The organism is Hymenobacter caeli, from assembly GCF_013294115.1.
Classification (GTDB): Bacteria; Bacteroidota; Bacteroidia; order Cytophagales; family Hymenobacteraceae; genus Hymenobacter; species Hymenobacter caeli.
In genome coordinates, this window is sequence record NZ_JABSNP010000003.1 from 276,607 (window position 1) to 294,764 (window position 18,158).

The following is an 18,158-nucleotide window of genomic DNA, read 5'->3' on the forward strand; positions in this document are numbered from 1 at the left end:
TTGAAAAAGAACGACCTTTTTTGCCTCTACCCCTTGCCTCGTAAAAGAAAAGCAGTAATTTTGCGCTTCCTTACGAAAGATTACCTATTAGGTAGTCTACAAATAAAGGAAAACCGCGCATGGGCAACCGGCCTGCTCGCTTCAGAATTGGGGGTATCGCATAGCGGCAATTGCGGGTGACTGTAACTCACCTCCTTCGGGTTCATAGGTTCGAGTCCTGTTACCCCCACTTTTACAATGATTATCACCTGCGGGAGTAGCTCAGTTGGTAGAGCGGCAGCCTTCCAAGCTGCAGGTCGCGGGTTCGAACCTCGTCTCCCGCTCTCTTGCAACCGGCCGTGGCCAGCAATTAATGAGTATTTTTGCTCGGTAGCCGCTGGAAATGACCAGTTGATAGTCGTTAATTTACAAATAAGCCGTTTTAGCTCAGTGGTAGAGCACTTCCTTGGTAAGGAAGAGGTCATGGGTTCAAATCCCATAAATGGCTCACATTAATGCAAGCCCCGTTGGTTCACTCGCCAGCAGGCAGGTTTCAAACCAAGCAAGCGACGCGCAGTTTTCCTGAAATTTTGGGGGCTGAGTTTCGCTTTCTTGCCGTAGGGCCTTGTTTTTCTTACAACTTCACCACCTCTTTTTTAACTCTTTACAATGGCTAAAGAAAATTTCGACCGGTCCAAGCCGCACGTAAACATCGGCACCATCGGCCACGTTGACCACGGCAAAACGACCCTGACGGCTGCAATCACGATGGTGTTGGCAAACCAGGGCCTGGCCGAAAAGCGTGACTTCTCCTCAATTGATAATGCTCCCGAGGAGAAAGAGCGCGGTATTACCATCAACACCTCGCACGTAGAGTACTCGACAGTTAACCGTCACTACGCCCACGTCGACTGCCCCGGCCACGCCGACTACGTGAAGAACATGGTAACGGGTGCCGCTCAAATGGACGGTGCCATCCTCGTGGTGGCCGCCACCGACGGCCCCATGCCCCAAACCCGCGAGCATATCCTGCTGGCCCGTCAGGTAGGCGTGCCTCAGCTGGTGGTGTTCATGAACAAAGTGGACATGGTGGACGACCCCGAGCTGTTGGAGCTGGTGGAAATGGAGATCCGTGAGCTGCTTTCGTTCTATGACTTCGACGGCGATAACATTCCGATCATCCAGGGTTCGGCCCTTGGTGGCCTGAACGGTGACGCCAACTGGGTACCGAAAATCAACGAGTTGATGGAAGCCGTTGATTCGTTCATTCCGATTCCTGCTCGTCTGACCGACTTGCCCTTCCTGATGCCGGTAGAGGACGTGTTCTCGATTACGGGCCGTGGCACTGTGGCTACCGGTCGTATCGAGCGCGGCATCATCAACTCGGGTGAGCAAGTAGACATCCTCGGCATGGGTGCCAAAGCTGGTCTCAAGTCGACTGTAACGGGTGTGGAGATGTTCCGCAAAATCCTGGACCGCGGCGAAGCTGGCGACAACGTGGGCCTGCTGCTCCGCGGCATTGAAAAGGACGATATCCGTCGCGGCATGGTAATCTGCAAGCCCGGCTCGGTAACGCCCCACCAGAAGTTCAAGGCCGAGGTGTATGTTCTCTCGAAAGAGGAGGGCGGCCGCCACACCCCGTTCTTCAATAACTACCGTCCGCAGTTTTATTTGCGCACCACCGACGTTACCGGCATCATCACTCTGCCCGAGGGCGTGGAGATGGTAATGCCCGGCGACAACATCACCATCACGGTTGAGCTGATCAATAAGGTGGCAATGGAAAAAGGCCTCCGCTTCGCTATCCGCGAGGGTGGCCGCACGGTGGGTGCTGGTCAGGTGACGGAAGTGCTCGACTAGTCAACAGACTAAAAATGTAATCCGCCTCCGCGCCCGCGGGGGCGGATTTGTTTTGTCGTTAGGTTTTAGTACCTTTGCACTCCCATTAGTGAAATATTGCTACGGGGAGGATTTGATACGAGTGTAGTTCAAGGGTAGAATAGAGGTCTCCAAAACCTTTGATGGGAGTTCGAATCTCTCCACTCGTGCATTTTGAGGCGGTTGCCTCGCATTTGGTTCATTTTTGCCGGTCTATCCGGCACCCCTTCCAATGGACAAGCTGACCAATTACTTCCGCGCCACCGCCGAGGAAATGCGCTATAGCGTGACGTGGCCCACAGCCGCTGAATTGCAAAAAAGTGCTGGCCTCGTGCTGCTCGGTTCTTTGGTGTTCGCGGCCATCGTTGGCGTCATGGACGTTGCCTTCAATAAAAGCTTGACCGCTTTTTATCAGTCGTTTCGCTAATCAACGCTAGAAGATGGGCGAATTGAAATGGTACGTGGTGCGCTCTGTGAGCGGCCAGGAGAAAAAAGCTAAAAACTATCTCGAAACCGAGCTAGGCCGGCACAACCTCACCGAGTTGGTACCCCAGGTGCTGATTCCGGTAGAGAAGGTGTTTGAGATGCGCAACGGCAAGAAGCGGGTGCGGGAACGCAACCTCTACCCGGGTTATATCATCATCCACGCCGATCTTGGCCACGGTGAAGTAGATCACATCATTACCAGCACTCCGGGCGTAATTGGTTTCCTGGGCGATAAGGACAAAAAGGACGCTGCCAATAACAAGCCAGTCCCATTGCACCTTTCCGAAGTGAACCGCATCCTTGGCATCGTTGACGAGGCCGAAGAGCAGGTTGCTACCCTCGACAAGCCTTATGTGGTGGGCGAGCTGGTAAAAATCATGGATGGCGGTTTTGCTGGTATGTCCGGCACCGTATCCGAGATCTTTGAAGAGCGTAAAAAGCTTAACGTTATCGTTAAAATCTTTGGCCGTAGCACGCCAATGGAGTTGAACTACACGCAAGTAGAAAAAGAGATTTAAGAATTTAAAACAACCATGCTGGCCATTGGCTCCGGGTCGGCAGGGCTTCCAACAGGAGTATTCAAAAACTGAGGCAACCGCGAGTTACGACGCGTGCGCCGCAGCCTTATAAATCAAATGGCCAAGGAAATTAGAGGTTATCTGCGCCTGCAGATAAAGGGAGGCTCAGCGAACCCATCGCCGCCGGTAGGACCTGCACTTGGTAGCAAAGGCCTCAATATCATGGAGTTTTGCAAGCAGTTCAATGCGCGCACCCAGGATAAGGCCGGCCAAATCTGCCCCGTGTTAATCACCATGTACACCGACAAGTCGTTCGACTTCGTGGTGAAAACTGCTCCTGCGCCGGTGCTGCTCATGGAAGCAGCTAAATTGCAGAGTGGTTCGAAAGAGCCTAACCGTAATAAGGTAGGCTCGGTGACGTGGGATCAAATCCGCACCATTGCCGAAACGAAGATGCCCGACTTGAATGCCTTCAAGGTAGAGTCGGCCATGAAGCAAGTGGCCGGCACGGCCCGCAGCATGGGCATCACCGTCAAGGGCGATTCTCCTTTTGCTGAATAATTAAACGGAGAAAAGCACATGGCAAAAATCACTAAAAAGCGCAAGGATGCCCTTGCCAAACATGACCTGACGCAGGTGCGCAGCCTGCTGGAAGCCGCGAAAGTGGTGAAGGATATTACCTACACCAAGTTTGACTCTTCGGTTGACATTGACGTTCGCCTGGGTGTGGACCCCCGCAAAGCCGACCAAATGGTACGCGGCGTGGCTACCCTGCCCCACGGTACCGGCAAAGTGGTGCGCGTACTAGCCCTCGTGACCCCCGACAAGGAAGCCGAAGCCCTCGCCGCTGGTGCTGATTTCGTGGGTCTGGACGACTACATCTCGAAGATTGAGAAGGGTTGGACCGACATCGACGTCATCATCACCATGCCGGCCGTAATGGCTAAAGTGGGCCGGCTAGGCCGCGTATTGGGCCCCCGGGGCCTGATGCCGAACCCTAAGTCGGGCACAGTAACGACCGATGTGGCCAAGGCGGTGCAGGAGGTGAAAGCAGGTAAAATCGACTTCAAAGTTGATAAGACCGGCATCATTCACTGCTCGGTAGGCAAAGTATCGTTTGATGAGAAGCTGCTGGCCGAGAACGCGCTGGAGGTCATTCAGACCTTGGGCCGTTTGAAGCCTTCTTCTTCGAAGGGTACTTATATTAAGAGCATTACCCTGAGCAGCACCATGTCGCCCGGTGTGCCGGTTGACAGCCAGGTTACTTCCGCTAACTAATTAAACGACTCACCCATGAATAGGGAAGAAAAACAAGCCCTCGTGGACGAGTTGAGCGAGAAGTTCCAATCGCACAACTCGTTCTACATTGTCGATGCTTCGGTGATGTCGGTGGCAAAAATCAACGAATTCCGTCGTCTGTGCTTCAACCGGGGCATGGAATACAAGGTGTACAAGAACACCTTTATTCGCAAGGCAATGGATACGCTCGGCCACGACACCTCCGAGATGGACGCCGCGCTGAAAGGCCAGTCGGGCGTTCTGTTCTCGCAGGAGAGCGGCTCAGCCCCCGCTAAGCTGTTGCGCGACTTCTACAAGTCGCAGGCTTACGGCCGCAACGTGACGCCCAAGCCCGTGCTGAAAGGCGCTTACGTGGATGCCAGCATCTACGTGGGTTCGGATCAGCTTGAGGGCCTGACCACCCTCAAAGGCAAGCAGGAGTTGCTCGGTGAACTTATCGGCCTGCTGCAATCGCCCGCCAAAAATGTTATTTCGGCGCTGCAAAGCGGCGGTAACAAACTGGCTGGTATTCTTAAAACGCTTTCCGAAAAAGAAGAGGCTGCCGTTTAGTCGCCACTCTCATTTTTCGCCCTTCAATTTCAATTTTCAACAACCCCTTTTTTAATAATCTACTGAAATGGCAGATTTGAAAGCATTCGCTGAGCAGCTCGTAAACCTGACGGTGAAAGAAGTAAACGAACTGGCTGGTATTCTGAAAGACGAGTACGGCATCGAGCCCGCTGCTGCTGCCCCCGTGATGATGGCCGGGGGCGGTGGTGCCGCTGCCGAAGAGGCCCCCGAGGAGAAGACGTCGTTTGACGTTATCCTGAAGGCTGCCGGTGGTGCCAAGCTGGCCGTAGTGAAACTGGTGAAAGACCTAACCGGCCTCGGCCTAAAGGAAGCCAAAGAACTCGTTGATGGTGCTCCCAAGGCCCTGAAAGAAGGCGTAACAAAGGATGAGGCCGACACGCTGAAGAAGCAGTTGGAGGAAGCTGGTGCCGAAGTAGAAGTGAAATAATTGCAGCCCCTGAAGCTGTACTTCACCCGCTTCAAATAAGGATTAGACCTGGCAACTTAGCCAGGTCTTTTCCTGTTTGTAGTATCGCCGGAGCGCAGGCCATTTGGTTTGCGCTTCGTTGTGTCAGCAAGCAATTCTATCTAATGGAACTGCTTGGGGTTGTGAATCAATAGGTTCACAGTGCTGAACGTTCACCTTGTTTTAGGTGATACCCCTTGTTTACGCTTCCGTGTCCATCTTTTAATCCCCTCCGCATTGGCTACACCGAAAGCAAAAACGGCCGCGCTCCAGAAATCGGCCGCCGCTGAGCGAATCAGTTTCGCAAAGATTAGAAAGGTTATTGAATATCCTGATTTCCTGGATGTGCAGGTGCAGTCGTTCCAGGATTTCTTTCAGCTGGAAACCGCCGCTGAGAATCGATCTAACGAAGGATTGTTCAAGGTGTTTGCCGAGAACTTCCCAATTTCCGATTCGCGCGAGAATTTCGTGCTGAACTTTATTGATTATCACGTTGACCCGCCCAAGTACTCGGTTGACGAGTGCATTGACCGGGGCCTGACGTACTCAGTACCGCTAAAAGCTAAGCTACGCCTCATCTGTAACGATAAGGATAACGAGGATTTTGAGACGATTGAGCAGGAAGTGTTTTTGGGTAATATCCCGTACATGACCGAAAAGGGCTCCTTTGTCATCAACGGAGCTGAGCGGGTTATCGTGTCCCAACTGCACCGTTCACCGGGCGTGTTCTTTGCTCAGAGCAAGCACACTAACGGCACCAAGCTGTATTCGGCCCGCATCATTCCGTTCAAAGGTTCGTGGATTGAGTTTGCTACGGACGTGAACAACGTGATGTACGCGTACATCGACCGGAAGAAGAAATTCCCGGTAACGACGCTGCTCCGCGCCATTGGCTACGGCACCGACAAAGACATCCTCGACCTGTTCGGGCTGTCGGAGGAAGTGAAGGCTGATAAGAAAAACCTTAAGAAGGCCGTTGGCCGCAAGCTGGCCGCCCGGGTACTTCGCACTTGGACGGAGGACTTTGTGGACGAGGACACCGGCGAAGTGGTTTCCATCGACCGGAACGAGGTGCTGCTGGAGCGCGACTCGATGATTGAGGAGGCCGATATCGACACCATCTTGGAGGCGGGGGCGAAGTCGGTGATTCTGCACCGCGAGAACGTCAACATCGCTGACTTTGCCATCATCTACAACACGCTTCAGAAGGACAACTCCAACTCGGAGAAGGAAGCCGTAGAGCAGATTTACCGTCAACTCCGCAACACGGAGGCCCCTGACGAAGAGACTGCCCGCGACATCATTCAGAAGCTGTTTTTCTCGGATAAGCGCTACGACCTTGGGGAAGTTGGCCGCTACCGCATCAATAAAAAGTTGGCCATTGACATGAGCCAGGCTTCACGGGTGTTGACCAATCAGGACATCGTGTTGATTGTGAAGTACCTGATTGGCTTGATTAACTCTAAAGCCATTGTTGATGACATTGACCACTTGAGCAACCGCCGGGTGCGCACGGTGGGTGAACAGCTTTACGCCCAGTTTGGTGTGGGGCTGGCCCGCATGGCGCGTACCATCAAGGAGCGCATGAACGTGCGCGACAACGAAGATTTCAAGCCGGTGGATTTGATTAACGCCCGGACGTTGTCCAGCGTTATTAACTCATTTTTTGGTACGAACCAGTTGTCGCAGTTCATGGACCAGACGAACCCGCTGGCTGAGGTGACGCACAAGCGCCGCGTATCGGCCCTCGGGCCAGGAGGCCTCTCGCGCGAGCGGGCTGGCTTCGAGGTACGTGACGTGCATTACACGCACTACGGCCGGCTGTGTACTATCGAGACGCCGGAGGGCCCCAACATTGGTTTGATTTCGTCATTGTGCGTGCACGCCCGTGTAAACTCGATGGGTTTCATCGAAACGCCTTACCGCGACGTGAAGAATGGCAAAGTGGATATGAGTTCCAATGTGAAGTTCCTAACCGCTGAAGAGGAGGACACGCACCACATTGCCCAGGCCAATTCGTTGCTCGATAACGATGGCAAGCTGACCCAGGACTTGGTAAAAGGCCGTTTCGAAGGTGACTTCCCCGTGGTGAATCCCGAGGAATATTCTTATATGGACGTGGCCCCGAACCAAATTGTGTCGGTAGCCGCTTCGCTGATTCCATTCCTGGAGCACGACGATGCTAACCGGGCCCTGATGGGCTCGAACATGCAGCGCCAGGCCGTGCCGCTCGTGCGCCCCGAGGCCCCGATTGTGGGCACCGGCTTGGAGGGCCGTATTGCGACCGATTCACGCACGCTGGTGGTATCCGAAGGCGAGGGCGTAATTGATTACGTTGACGCCAACAAGATCATCGTTAAGTACGACCTGTCGGATGACGAGGTGATGATAAGCTTTGATGCTGAGCGCATCACTTATGACCTCATCAAGTTCCGCCGCACTAACCAGGATACTTGCCTCAACCTGACGCCGCTCGTGAAGCGTGGTGAGCGGGTGACCAAGGGCCAGCCGCTGTGCGAAGGCTACGGCACCAACCAAGGCGAACTTGCCCTGGGCCGCAACATGCAGGTGGCCTTTATGCCGTGGCAGGGCTACAACTTTGAAGATGCCATCGTTATCTCGGAGCGCGTGGTACGCGACGATATCTTTACCTCGATTCACATCGAGGAATTTGAGTTGGAAGTGCGCGAGACCAAGCGCGGCGAGGAAGAGTTGACGTCGGAAATCCCGAACGTGAGCGAGGAAGCCGTGCGTAACCTCGACGACAATGGCATCATCCGCCTCGGTGCTGAGGTGAAGGAAGGCGATATTCTGATTGGTAAAATCACGCCCAAAGGCGAGACGGACCCAACCCCAGAAGAGAAGCTGCTCCGCGCTATTTTCGGTGATAAAGCCGGTGATGTTAAGGATGCCTCGCTTAAAGCGCCGCCCTCTTTGCAGGGGGTGGTCATTGGTACCAAGCTTTTCTCGCGTCCTAAAAAAGACAAAAACCTACGGGCCAAGTCGAAGAAGGAAGTGGAAGACCTGAAAGACAAGTATGCCCACGAACTGCGCGGCATTAAGGCTATCATGGTCGATAAGCTGGTGCAGCTGCTCGAAGGCAAAACGTCACAGGGCATTAAGCACCGCTTCGGCGAGGAGATGATTGCCAAGGGCGTCAAATTCAACCGCAAGAATATTAATGAGGGCCTCTTTCCCGAGAAGAACCCTTACAAGGACGAGAGCAACTACGCCGTGCCGGAAGAGGTGAACCTGTTCAAGGACCTGATTTTGGAGGGCTGGACAGCAGACGCCCGCGTGAACGCCATGCTGCTGACGCTGGTGAAAAACTACGCCAAGCGCCGCAACACTATCACGGCGCACTTTAAACGCCACCGCTTCACGTTGGAAGTAGGCGACGAGCTGCCCGCAGGTATTGTGCAGCTGGCCAAAGTTTACATCGCTAAGAAGCGCAAGCTGAAAGTGGGCGACAAAATGGCCGGCCGCCACGGTAACAAAGGGGTGGTGGCCCGCATCGTGCGCGATGAGGACATGCCTTTCCTGGCCGATGGTACGCCGATGGATATCGTGCTGAACCCGTTGGGTGTGCCGAGCCGGATGAATATCGGGCAGATTTACGAAACGGTATTGGGCTGGGCTGGCCTGAAGCTGGGCCGCCGTTACTCAACTCCGATTTTTGACGGTGCCACCGAAGCTGAAGTATCAGCGGAGTTGACCGCGGCGGGCTTGCCCACCTTCGGCCGGACTTACTTGCACGACGGCCTGACCGGGCAACAGTTCGACCAGCCGGTAACCGTGGGCGTGATTTATATGCTCAAGCTGGGCCACTTGGTTGATGACAAAATGCACGCCCGCTCCATTGGGCCGTACTCGCTCATCACGCAGCAGCCGCTGGGGGGTAAAGCGCAGTTCGGGGGCCAGCGCTTCGGCGAGATGGAAGTGTGGGCCCTGGAAGCCTTCGGTGCCTCCAACGTGCTCCAAGAAATCCTGACCGTGAAATCGGACGACGTGGTGGGCCGCGCCAAAGCTTACGAAGCCATTGTAAAAGGCGACGTACTGCCCAAGCCGAACATCCCCGAATCGTTCAACGTGCTCATCCACGAATTGCGTGGTCTGGCACTCGAAATCACGTTAGAATAAAGTTTTGGTTGAAATAGCTGGTTGCCGGTGCATAAGTATCGGTAACCAGCCGTTTCAAGCTTCCGTCACCAGAAGCCATTCGTGTTTTTGAAAGAATGGTTAGAAAGCATCCAGTACGAAACAGCTGCCCCGAGACAGGTCAGGGTAGCCACAGGAATTGGAAGCTTGTTGGTTATGAGTATCTGAGACCTGACGGAAACCTACTACGTGGCGTACCTGTCCGACCCGTGGAGCACTTTTCGTAGCGTCGAACTGTTAGATACGCTCTAACAGCTAAAAGCCAAACAGCTAACAGCTAATAATTTAACCAAATGGCTTTCGCAAAAAATAAAAAATTAGTACAGGACTTCTCAAAAGTCACTATCTCGTTGGCATCCCCGGAAGTAATTCTGGAGCGTTCGACGGGAGAAGTAGTGAAGCCTGAAACCATCAACTACCGCACATACAAGCCCGAGATGGGTGGCCTGTTTTGCGAGCGGATTTTTGGTCCGGTGAAGGACTGGGAATGCCACTGCGGCAAATACAAGCGCATTCGTTACAAAGGCATCATCTGCGACAGGTGCGGTGTAGAAGTGACCGAGAAGAAGGTTCGCCGGGAGCGGATGGGCCACATCGAACTGGTGGTGCCCGTAGCGCACATCTGGTATTTTAAGTCGCTGCCCAATAAAATTGGTTACTTGTTGGGCCTGCCTACCAAAAAGCTCGACCAGATTATCTACTACGAGCGTTACGTAGTGGTGCAGCCTGGCGCAATGGCAGAGGAAGGTGTGCAGCAACTCGACTTCATGACTGAAGACGAGTACTTGGACATCATCGACAAGCTACCCCGCGAAAACCAAATGCTGCCCAACGAGGACCCCAACAAATTCATCGCCAAGATGGGGGCCGACGCTTTGCAGATGCTGCTGGAGCGCATCAACCTCGACGAGCTGAGCTATTCGCTCCGCGACTCGGCTGCGCATGAAACTTCGCAGCAGCGTAAGGCGGAAGCGCTGAAGCGCCTGCGCGTGGTGGAAGCCTTCCGCGATGCCGCCACCCGGGTAGAGAATAAGCCCGAGTGGATGGTCATCCGCATGGTGCCGGTGATTCCGCCCGAGTTGCGCCCATTGGTGCCATTGGACGGGGGCCGCTTTGCTACCTCTGACTTGAATGACCTGTACCGCCGCGTCATCATCCGCAACAACCGCCTCAAGCGCCTGATTGAAATCAAGGCTCCGGAAGTGATTCTGCGGAACGAGAAGCGGATGCTACAGGAGGCCGTGGACTCGCTCTTCGACAACTCGCGTAAAGTGAATGCCGTGCGTGCCGAAGGCAACCGGGCCCTGAAGTCGCTGTCCGACATGCTTAAAGGCAAGCAGGGCCGCTTCCGTCAGAACCTGCTCGGCAAGCGAGTGGACTATTCGGGCCGCTCGGTTATCGTAGTGGGCCCCGAGTTGAAACTGCACGAGTGCGGCCTGCCCAAAAATATGGCGGCCGAATTGTTCAAGCCATTCATTATCCGCAAGCTCATTGAGCGCGGTATTGTGAAGACGGTGAAATCGGCCAAGAAAATTGTGGACCGCAAGGACGCCGTTGTTTGGGACATCCTGGAGAACGTGCTGAAAGGCCACCCCGTGCTCCTCAACCGGGCCCCTACGCTGCACCGCTTGGGCATCCAGGCGTTCCAGCCGCGCCTCATCGAAGGCAAGGCCATCCAGCTGCACCCGCTGGTGTGTACGGCTTTCAACGCCGACTTTGACGGCGACCAGATGGCGGTGCACGTGCCCCTGGGCCCGGCCGCCATTCTGGAGGCTTCCATGCTGATGCTGGCTTCGCACAACATCCTGAACCCTGCCAACGGGGCCCCCATCGCGGTGCCTTCGCAGGACATGGTGCTCGGACTGTACTACGTGACAAAGGGCAAGCGCAGCACCGACGACGAGAAAATCCAGGGCGAAGGCCGCGTGTTTTATTCGGACGAGGAGGTAGTAATTGCCCTGAACGAAGGCCAGCTTTCGAAGCACGCCTTCATCAAGGTGCGTACTGAGATCCGCGACGAGAACGACGACTTAGTAACCAAAGTCATTGAGACGGTAGCTGGCCGCGTGCTGTTCAACCAATTGGTGCCTACTGAAGTAGGCTTTGTGGATGAGCTGCTAACCAAGAAGAAGCTCCAGCAAATTATTTCGCTGGTGTTCAAGCGCACGGGCATGGCCCGCACGGCGCAGTTCCTGGACGATATTAAAACCCTTGGCTTTCAGTCGGCATACAAAGGCGGCCTGAGCATGGGCCTTGGGGACATCAACATTCCTAAGGAAAAAGACGAGTTGATTGCGCAAGCCCAGGCCGACGTGGCCGCGGTGACGCAGAACTACCAGATGGGTCTGATCACTAATAACGAGCGTTACAACCAAGTTATTGACATCTGGACGCGCATCAACAACCAGATTACGGAGACCCTGATGGGCCGCCTGGAGAAGGAGAATCAAGGCTTCAACTCCATTTACATGATGATGCACTCGGGGGCCCGCGGCTCGCGCGAGCAGATTCGCCAGCTCGGCGGGATGCGTGGCCTGATGGCCAAGCCCCAAAAGTCGCTGCAAGGTTCTGTAGGCGAAATCATCGAGAACCCGATTCTGTCTAACTTCAAAGAAGGCTTGGACGTAATCGAGTACTTTATCTCGACGCACGGTGCTCGTAAAGGCTTGGCTGACACGGCTATGAAGACGGCTGATGCCGGCTACCTGACCCGTCGTCTGCACGACGTAGCACAGGACGTAATTGTGACTCAAAGCGACTGCGGTACCCTGCGGGGCATCGAGACCTTCTCGCTGAAAGACAATGAAGACGTCGTGGAGCCACTGTCGGAGCGCATCCTTGGCCGGGTGGCTGTGCATGACATCGTGGACCCACGGACCGATGAGATGATTCTGGTTGCCGGCAGTGAAATCACCGAGGAAATCACCCGTCGCATCGACCAGACCAGCATTGAATCAGTGGAAATCCGCTCGGTGCTGACCTGTGAGTCAAAGCGCGGCATTTGCGGCAAGTGCTACGGCCGCAACTTGTCGTCGGGCCGTATGGTCCAGCGCGGCGAGGCAGTAGGCGTTATCGCAGCTCAGTCTATTGGCGAGCCCGGTACCCAGCTCACGCTGCGTACCTTCCATGTGGGCGGTACCGCTTCGAACATTGCCGTTGAAGCCGGCATTAAGGCAAAGTTTGCTGGGGTGGTTGAATTTGAGGATATCCGCACCGTGGATACCCTCACCACTGAAGGCGTGAAAGGCCAAGTGGTGATGGGCCGCTCGGGGGAAATCCGGGTGCTGGAAACCGGTACAGGCAAAGTGTTGCTTTCGAACCACGTGCCTTACGGTTCCATCCTGCTCGTGAAGGAAGGCCAGCAAGTGGAGAAAGGTCACGAGTTGTGTACTTGGGATCCTTACAATGCCGTTATTCTGGCCGAGTTTGACGGTACCGCGCAATACGACGCCATCACGGAGGGCATCACCTACCGCGAGGAGTCGGACGAGCAGACGGGCCACCGCGAGAAGGTGGTTATCGAAAGCAAGGACAAAGCCCAGAACCCGTCTATTATCATTAAGGGTGGCAAAAAGGCCGATGCTGACGCGCAACGGGCTTACAGCCTGCCTGTAGGTTCGCACATCAACATCGAGAACAACGCGAAAATTAAAGCCGGTGACATTCTGGCCAAGATTCCGCGCATGGTGGGCAAAACCCGCGATATCACCGGTGGTCTGCCGCGCGTAGTGGAACTATTTGAGGCCCGTAATCCATCGAACCCCGCTGTAGTCTCGGAAATCGACGGCGTGGTGACCTACGGCTCGGTGAAGCGTGGCAACCGCGAAATATTTGTCGAGTCGAAAGACGGCGTGAAGAAGAAGTACATGGTGCCGCTGTCGAAGCACATTTTGGTGCAGGACAACGACTTTATCCGTGCCGGCATGCCGCTGTCAGACGGGGCAATTACGCCTTCGGACATCCTAAGCATTCAGGGCCCCGGGGCCGTGCAGGAGTACCTCGTGAACGAGATTCAGGAAGTGTATCGCTTGCAGGGCGTTAAAATCAACGACAAGCACATCGAGGTGGTCGTCCGCCAGATGATGCAGAAAGTTGTGATTCTGGATGCCGGTGATACGTCGTTCCTCGAGAACCAGGTAATCAACAAAATCCTGTTCATGGAGGAAAACGACACCATCATCGACATGAAGGTGGTGACGGAGCCCGGCGATTCGCCGGCCCTTAAGGCTGGCCAGATTGTGACGGCCCGCCGCCTGCGCGACGAGAACAGCAGCTTGAAGCGCCGCGACATGCAGCTGGTGCAGGTGCGCGAGGCCCAGCCTTCCGTATCGCGTCCCACGTTGCAAGGCATTACGCAGGCCTCGTTGGGTACGCAGTCGTTCATCTCGGCAGCTTCGTTCCAGGAGACCACCAAGGTTCTCTCGGAAGCTGCCATCCGTGGCAAGGCCGACGAGCTGTTGGGCCTGAAGGAAAACGTAATCGTTGGCCACCTCATTCCGGCCGGTACCGGCTTGCTGGAATACACCCGCCAGCTGGTGCAAACCAAGGACGAGATGGAGGCCCAGCAAGCCGCTAAGGCAGCCGAGGAAGCCACGCCCGCTAAACGCCCTTCGCGGGCCGGCAAGCGGGAAACCGTGGCCGAATAATGTGGTCCTAAGTGGCATGAGAAAAGCCGACCGGCGTGAGCTGGTCGGCTTTTTGCGTTATTTATATAAACCATCCGCAAGGGAACGCCCTAGCTATTAAAAGACTCGTATGCAGCCCGACCAAAATTCCGACCCTAACGGCATCAACATCGAACTTTCCGAAGCAATGGCGGAAGGAGAATACGCCAACCTGGCATTGATTGCGCACAGCAATAGCGAGTTCGTGATTGACTTCATCCGCATGATGCCGGGAATGCCGAAAGCCAAGGTGAAGTCGCGCATCGTAGTAACGCCCGAACACGCCAAGCGCTTGCTGGCGGCCCTGAACGAAAATGTGGAGCGCTACGAACAGTCTTTTGGTCAGATTAAGGTGCACAGCGACAGTCCCAACTACCCGATAAGCTTCGGCGGCGCGGTTGGGGAGGCGTGAGCCGAGGCCCCTATTTAGTATTAACTCCTTCATTGCGTTTGCTATTGCGAGGAAAAAAACTTACCTTTGCAAGCCAAAAAATTGGGAGCAAACGGCTCCTGCTAATCACTCGCTAAATGCCAACCATCAACCAATTAGTACGGAAAGGCCGTGAAGCTTTGACTACAAAGTCGAAGTCGCCCGCGCTTGATTCGTGCCCGCAGCGTCGGGGCGTATGCACCCGTGTGTACACCACCACGCCTAAGAAGCCGAACTCGGCTATGCGCAAAGTGGCCCGTGTGCGCCTTACCAACGGTAAGGAAGTAAACGCATACATCCCCGGTGAAGGCCACAACCTCCAAGAGCACAGCATCGTGCTCATTCGCGGAGGCCGGGTAAAAGACTTGCCAGGCGTTCGTTACCACATCATCCGTGGTGCCCTCGACACTGCTGGGGTAAGCGGCCGTACGCAGCGTCGTTCAAAGTACGGAGCCAAGCGGCCAAAGCCCGGCCAGCCCGCCGCAGCCGCCGGCAAAGGTGGTAAGGCTGCACCCGGCAAGAAGAAATAGTGATTGAGTAGTCGGTGGTTGGTAGTCAGCAGTCGGACCTTGTGGGTCAGCCCCTGATTCCGATTGCTGACTACCGGCTACCCAATACCAAAAATCCCAATGAGAAAGTCGAAACCGAAGAAGCGCATCCTGCTTCCCGATCCCAAATACAAAGAGACGCTGGTGACGCGTTTCGTGAACTACATGATGTACGACGGGAAGAAAAACCTGGCGTACACCATTTTCTACGATGCCTGCGACCTCGTGGAGCAGCGCACTAAGGAGAGTGGCCTCGAAATGTGGCGCAAAGCCCTGAACAACGTGATGCCGACCGTGGAGGTGAAAAGCCGCCGCGTGGGCGGTGCTACTTTCCAGGTGCCGATTGAAGTGCGTGCCGACCGTCGCATTTCGGTAGGTGCCAAGTGGATGATTCAGTACGCTCGCCGACGCGGCGAGAAGACTATGAAGGATAAGTTGGCCGGTGAAATCATCGCCGCTGCCAAAGGCGAAGGGGCCGCCGTCAAGAAAAAAGACGACACGCACCGCATGGCGGAAGCCAACAAGGCTTTCTCGCACTTCCGATTCTAAATTAGTTGGTAGGTAGTTGGGGTCTTAGGGTCTCGGATTTATTTGACGGATTGCTCTGTTAAAAAGCCGAGAACCTAAGGCCCCAAGTATCTAAGATCCTAACCCAATCATGGCCGTCAATAAAGAACTTCAGTACCTTCGCAACATCGGGATTATGGCGCACATCGACGCCGGTAAGACCACGACTTCGGAGCGTATTCTGTACTATACCGGGAAAACCCACAAAATTGGGGAAGTGCACGATGGTGCCGCCACAATGGACTGGATGGAACAGGAGCAGGAGCGGGGCATTACGATTACGTCGGCTGCCACCACCACTTTTTGGAATTACCCGACCGACATCAAAGGTGAACCCATTGCTGATACGCACCAGTATAAAATTAACCTGATTGATACCCCCGGCCACGTGGATTTCACGGTGGAAGTGGAACGCTCGCTTCGCGTGCTTGATGGGGCCGTGGCCTTGTTCTGCGCTGTATCGGGCGTTGAACCACAATCAGAAACGGTGTGGCGTCAAGCTGATAAGTACAAAGTGCCGCGCATTTGCTTCGTCAATAAGATGGACCGTGCGGGGGCTGACTTCTTCAAGGCCGTTGCCGAAATAAAGGACAAGCTTGGCGCTAATCCAGTGCCATTGCAAATTCCAATCGGTGCGGAAGATACCTTCCGTGGCGCTGTAGACCTGTTGACCGGTAAAGCCATTGTGTGGGACGACGCCACCGAAGGCAAGTCGTACAGCGAAATTCCTGTGCCCGAAGATTTGGTGGAAACCGTAGCTGAGTGGCGTCAGAAGCTTGTTGAGAGCGTTGCTGAATACGACGACGCATTGATGGAAAAATTCTTCGACGACCCCGACACTATCACCCGTGAGGAAATGATGGTTGTTATCCGCAAAGCGGTTATCGACATGAAGTTCTCGCCCGTGATGTGTGGCTCGGCTTTCAAGAACAAAGGCGTACAGACTATGCTAGATGCTGTAATGGCCTACCTGCCGTCGCCTTTGGACATGCCCGCTATCATGGGCACCGACCCCGATACTGGAGCTGAGATTGAGCGCCACCCTGATAATTCGGAGCCGTTCACTGCGCTAGCTTTCAAAATTGCTACTGACCCATTTGTTGGTCGCCTGTGCTTCTTCCGCTGCTACAGCGGCGTATTGGATGCAGGTTCCTACGTGTTGAATAACCGTACTGGTAAGAAGGAGCGTATCTCGCGTTTGATGCAGATGCACTCCAACAAGCAGAACCCCATCGATAAGATCCAAGCGGGTGACATTGCTGCCGGTGTTGGCTTTAAAGACATTAAAACAGGTGACACGCTGAGCGAAGAGAAGTACCCCATCGTCCTTGAGTCGATGAGCTTCCCTGAACCGGTAATAGGCTACGCTATCGAGCCGAAGACGCAAGCTGACGTAGATAAGATGGGCATGGCCATTGCCAAGCTCATTGAGGAAGACCCCACACTGAAAGTAAACACCGACCCAGAGACGGGCCAAACGGTGTTGCGTGGTATGGGTGAACTACACCTTGAGATCATCATCGACCGGATGCGTCGCGAGTTCAAAGTGGAAATTAACCAGGGGGCCCCGCAGGTGGCTTACAAAGAGATTCTTACTAAGAAGGTTGACCACCGCGAGACGTACAAGAAGCAAACTGGTGGCCGCGGTAAGTTCGGTGACATCGTGTTTGAACTTGGTCCGAAGGAAACTGAACCGGAAAAGCCTGGTTTTGAATTTGACAACGCCATTGTAGGCGGTGTTATTCCGCGTGAATTCATCGCCCCGATCCAAAAGGGCTTTGAAGAAGCTATGAAACAGGGACCTTTGGCTGGTTTCCCAATTGAAGGCATGAAAGTGCGTCTTTACCACGGCTCTTTCCACGATGTTGACTCGGACGCATTGTCGTTTGAATTGGCTGCTCGTGGTGGTTTCCGCGAAGCTGCTCGGCAGGCTGGTCCGAAATTGCTCGAGCCTATCATGAGCGTGGAAGTGGTTTGCCCCGACGAATACACCGGCCCGGTAACCGGTGACTTGAACCGTCGTCGCGGCCTGATGAAAGGTATGGATACTAAAGGTGGTGCCCAACTGATTAAAGCTGACGTGCCACTGTCGGAGCTTTTCGGCTATGTAACGGCGTTGCGTACCATTTCGTCGGGTCGTGCTTCGGCGTCGCTTACGTTCTCTCACTACGAGCAAGTACCCAGCAATATGGCCGAAGCCATTATTGCTAAAGTAAAAGGTTCCAAATAATATCCCCCTAATACCGGTCACTAACTTGGTCAATCGGACCAAAACCCCAATGAACCAGAAAATTCGCATCAAACTCAAGTCTTACGACCACAACCTCGTAGACAAATCGGCTGAGAAAATCGTGAAAGCCGTAAAGGCCACCGGTGCCATCGTTAGCGGTCCAATTCCGTTGCCTACGCAAAAGGAGAAGTTCACCGTACTGCGCTCGCCCCACGTAAATAAGAAGAGCCGGGAGCAATTCCAGCTCTGCACCTACAAGCGTCTCGTGGACATCTTTTCGACTTCGTCGAAGACCGTGGATGCCCTAATGAAGCTGGAACTGCCTAGCGGCGTTGATGTAGAAATCAAAGTCTGAGGACCGGACTCATTGTGTTAAACCAAAAGCC

General features: G+C 54.5%; 14 protein-coding genes and 4 tRNA genes. All 18 read left to right on the forward strand.

Features of this window, described 5'->3' with window-relative positions:
* The first annotated feature begins 149 nt into the window (after nucleotides 1–149).
* The 18 genes from HNP98_RS04580 to rpsJ all read left to right on the forward strand — a co-directional run bounded on the left by HNP98_RS04580 (nucleotide 150) and on the right by rpsJ (nucleotide 18,127).
* Nucleotides 150–229 (forward strand) — tRNA-Tyr (locus tag HNP98_RS04580).
* A 21-nt stretch (nucleotides 230–250) separates the two neighbouring features.
* Nucleotides 251–323: transfer RNA gene (locus HNP98_RS04585), tRNA-Gly, on the forward strand.
* Nucleotides 324–415: 92 nt separating this feature from the next.
* Nucleotides 416–487: transfer RNA gene (locus HNP98_RS04590), tRNA-Thr, on the forward strand.
* Between the two features lie 161 nt (nucleotides 488–648).
* Entirely contained in the window at nucleotides 649–1,839 is a 1,191-nt protein-coding gene (gene tuf / locus HNP98_RS04595) for an elongation factor Tu (protein ID WP_173808872.1), read from the forward strand.
* Between the two features lie 117 nt (nucleotides 1,840–1,956).
* Nucleotides 1,957–2,027, forward strand: a tRNA-Trp gene (locus HNP98_RS04600).
* Nucleotides 2,028–2,089: 62 nt separating this feature from the next.
* Entirely contained in the window at nucleotides 2,090–2,284 is a 195-nt protein-coding gene (gene secE / locus HNP98_RS04605; protein ID WP_173808873.1) for a preprotein translocase subunit SecE, read from the forward strand.
* A gap of 13 nt (nucleotides 2,285–2,297) precedes the next feature.
* Nucleotides 2,298–2,861, forward strand: coding sequence for a transcription termination/antitermination protein NusG (gene nusG, locus HNP98_RS04610; RefSeq protein WP_173808874.1), 564 nt, complete (start codon nucleotides 2,298–2,300; stop codon nucleotides 2,859–2,861).
* Nucleotides 2,862–2,978: 117 nt separating this feature from the next.
* Complete coding sequence (rplK, locus tag HNP98_RS04615; RefSeq protein WP_070744219.1) at nucleotides 2,979–3,422, forward strand: 50S ribosomal protein L11; 444 nt, start codon at nucleotides 2,979–2,981, stop codon at nucleotides 3,420–3,422.
* Between the two features lie 18 nt (nucleotides 3,423–3,440).
* Nucleotides 3,441–4,139, forward strand: a complete 699-nt coding sequence (gene rplA / locus HNP98_RS04620) for a 50S ribosomal protein L1 (RefSeq protein ID WP_173808875.1) — start codon at nucleotides 3,441–3,443, stop codon at nucleotides 4,137–4,139.
* 15 nt (nucleotides 4,140–4,154) lie between these two features.
* Nucleotides 4,155–4,709 carry a 50S ribosomal protein L10 gene (rplJ, locus tag HNP98_RS04625; RefSeq protein ID WP_173808876.1) on the forward strand — a complete coding sequence of 185 codons (555 nt, stop codon included), beginning with the start codon at nucleotides 4,155–4,157 and terminating at the stop codon, nucleotides 4,707–4,709.
* A 67-nt stretch (nucleotides 4,710–4,776) separates the two neighbouring features.
* Nucleotides 4,777–5,157: a 50S ribosomal protein L7/L12 gene (gene rplL, locus HNP98_RS04630; RefSeq protein WP_173808877.1), complete on the forward strand. Its 381-nt coding sequence runs from the start codon at nucleotides 4,777–4,779 to the stop codon at nucleotides 5,155–5,157.
* 255 nt (nucleotides 5,158–5,412) lie between these two features.
* A complete protein-coding gene (gene rpoB / locus HNP98_RS04635; RefSeq protein ID WP_173808989.1) occupies nucleotides 5,413–9,315 on the forward strand; it encodes a DNA-directed RNA polymerase subunit beta in 3,903 nt (1,300 codons plus the stop codon).
* 311 nt (nucleotides 9,316–9,626) lie between these two features.
* Nucleotides 9,627–13,979: a DNA-directed RNA polymerase subunit beta' gene (gene rpoC / locus HNP98_RS04640; protein ID WP_173808878.1), complete on the forward strand. Its 4,353-nt coding sequence runs from the start codon at nucleotides 9,627–9,629 to the stop codon at nucleotides 13,977–13,979.
* Nucleotides 13,980–14,088: 109 nt separating this feature from the next.
* Nucleotides 14,089–14,409: a DUF3467 domain-containing protein gene (locus tag HNP98_RS04645; protein ID WP_173808879.1), complete on the forward strand. Its 321-nt coding sequence runs from the start codon at nucleotides 14,089–14,091 to the stop codon at nucleotides 14,407–14,409.
* A gap of 116 nt (nucleotides 14,410–14,525) precedes the next feature.
* Nucleotides 14,526–14,957, forward strand: a complete 432-nt coding sequence (gene rpsL, locus HNP98_RS04650) for a 30S ribosomal protein S12 (RefSeq protein WP_068236417.1) — start codon at nucleotides 14,526–14,528, stop codon at nucleotides 14,955–14,957.
* 99 nt (nucleotides 14,958–15,056) lie between these two features.
* On the forward strand, nucleotides 15,057–15,524 hold the full coding sequence (rpsG, locus tag HNP98_RS04655) for a 30S ribosomal protein S7 (RefSeq protein WP_035567919.1): 468 nt from the start codon (nucleotides 15,057–15,059) through the stop codon (nucleotides 15,522–15,524).
* A gap of 109 nt (nucleotides 15,525–15,633) precedes the next feature.
* Nucleotides 15,634–17,772: an elongation factor G gene (gene fusA, locus HNP98_RS04660; RefSeq protein ID WP_173808880.1), complete on the forward strand. Its 2,139-nt coding sequence runs from the start codon at nucleotides 15,634–15,636 to the stop codon at nucleotides 17,770–17,772.
* Nucleotides 17,773–17,821: 49 nt separating this feature from the next.
* Nucleotides 17,822–18,127: a 30S ribosomal protein S10 gene (gene rpsJ / locus HNP98_RS04665; protein ID WP_035567915.1), complete on the forward strand. Its 306-nt coding sequence runs from the start codon at nucleotides 17,822–17,824 to the stop codon at nucleotides 18,125–18,127.
* Nucleotides 18,128–18,158 lie beyond the last annotated feature (31 nt).

Excerpts from the sequence above, each read along its gene's own strand:
- rpoC (WP_173808878.1), top strand. The coding sequence starts at position 9,627 with ATGGCTTTCGCAAAAAATAAAAAATTAGTACAGGACTTCTCAAAAGTC.
- rpsG (WP_035567919.1), top strand. The coding sequence starts at position 15,057 with ATGAGAAAGTCGAAACCGAAGAAGCGCATCCTGCTTCCCGATCCCAAA.
- HNP98_RS04645 (WP_173808879.1), top strand. The coding sequence starts at position 14,089 with ATGCAGCCCGACCAAAATTCCGACCCTAACGGCATCAACATCGAACTT.
- nusG (WP_173808874.1), top strand. The coding sequence starts at position 2,298 with ATGGGCGAATTGAAATGGTACGTGGTGCGCTCTGTGAGCGGCCAGGAG.
- fusA (WP_173808880.1), top strand. The coding sequence starts at position 15,634 with ATGGCCGTCAATAAAGAACTTCAGTACCTTCGCAACATCGGGATTATG.
- rpsL (WP_068236417.1), top strand. The coding sequence starts at position 14,526 with ATGCCAACCATCAACCAATTAGTACGGAAAGGCCGTGAAGCTTTGACT.
- rplK (WP_070744219.1), top strand. The coding sequence starts at position 2,979 with ATGGCCAAGGAAATTAGAGGTTATCTGCGCCTGCAGATAAAGGGAGGC.
- rplJ (WP_173808876.1), top strand. The coding sequence starts at position 4,155 with ATGAATAGGGAAGAAAAACAAGCCCTCGTGGACGAGTTGAGCGAGAAG.
- secE (WP_173808873.1), top strand. The coding sequence starts at position 2,090 with ATGGACAAGCTGACCAATTACTTCCGCGCCACCGCCGAGGAAATGCGC.
- tuf (WP_173808872.1), top strand. The coding sequence starts at position 649 with ATGGCTAAAGAAAATTTCGACCGGTCCAAGCCGCACGTAAACATCGGC.
- rpsJ (WP_035567915.1), top strand. The coding sequence starts at position 17,822 with ATGAACCAGAAAATTCGCATCAAACTCAAGTCTTACGACCACAACCTC.
- rplL (WP_173808877.1), top strand. The coding sequence starts at position 4,777 with ATGGCAGATTTGAAAGCATTCGCTGAGCAGCTCGTAAACCTGACGGTG.
- rplA (WP_173808875.1), top strand. The coding sequence starts at position 3,441 with ATGGCAAAAATCACTAAAAAGCGCAAGGATGCCCTTGCCAAACATGAC.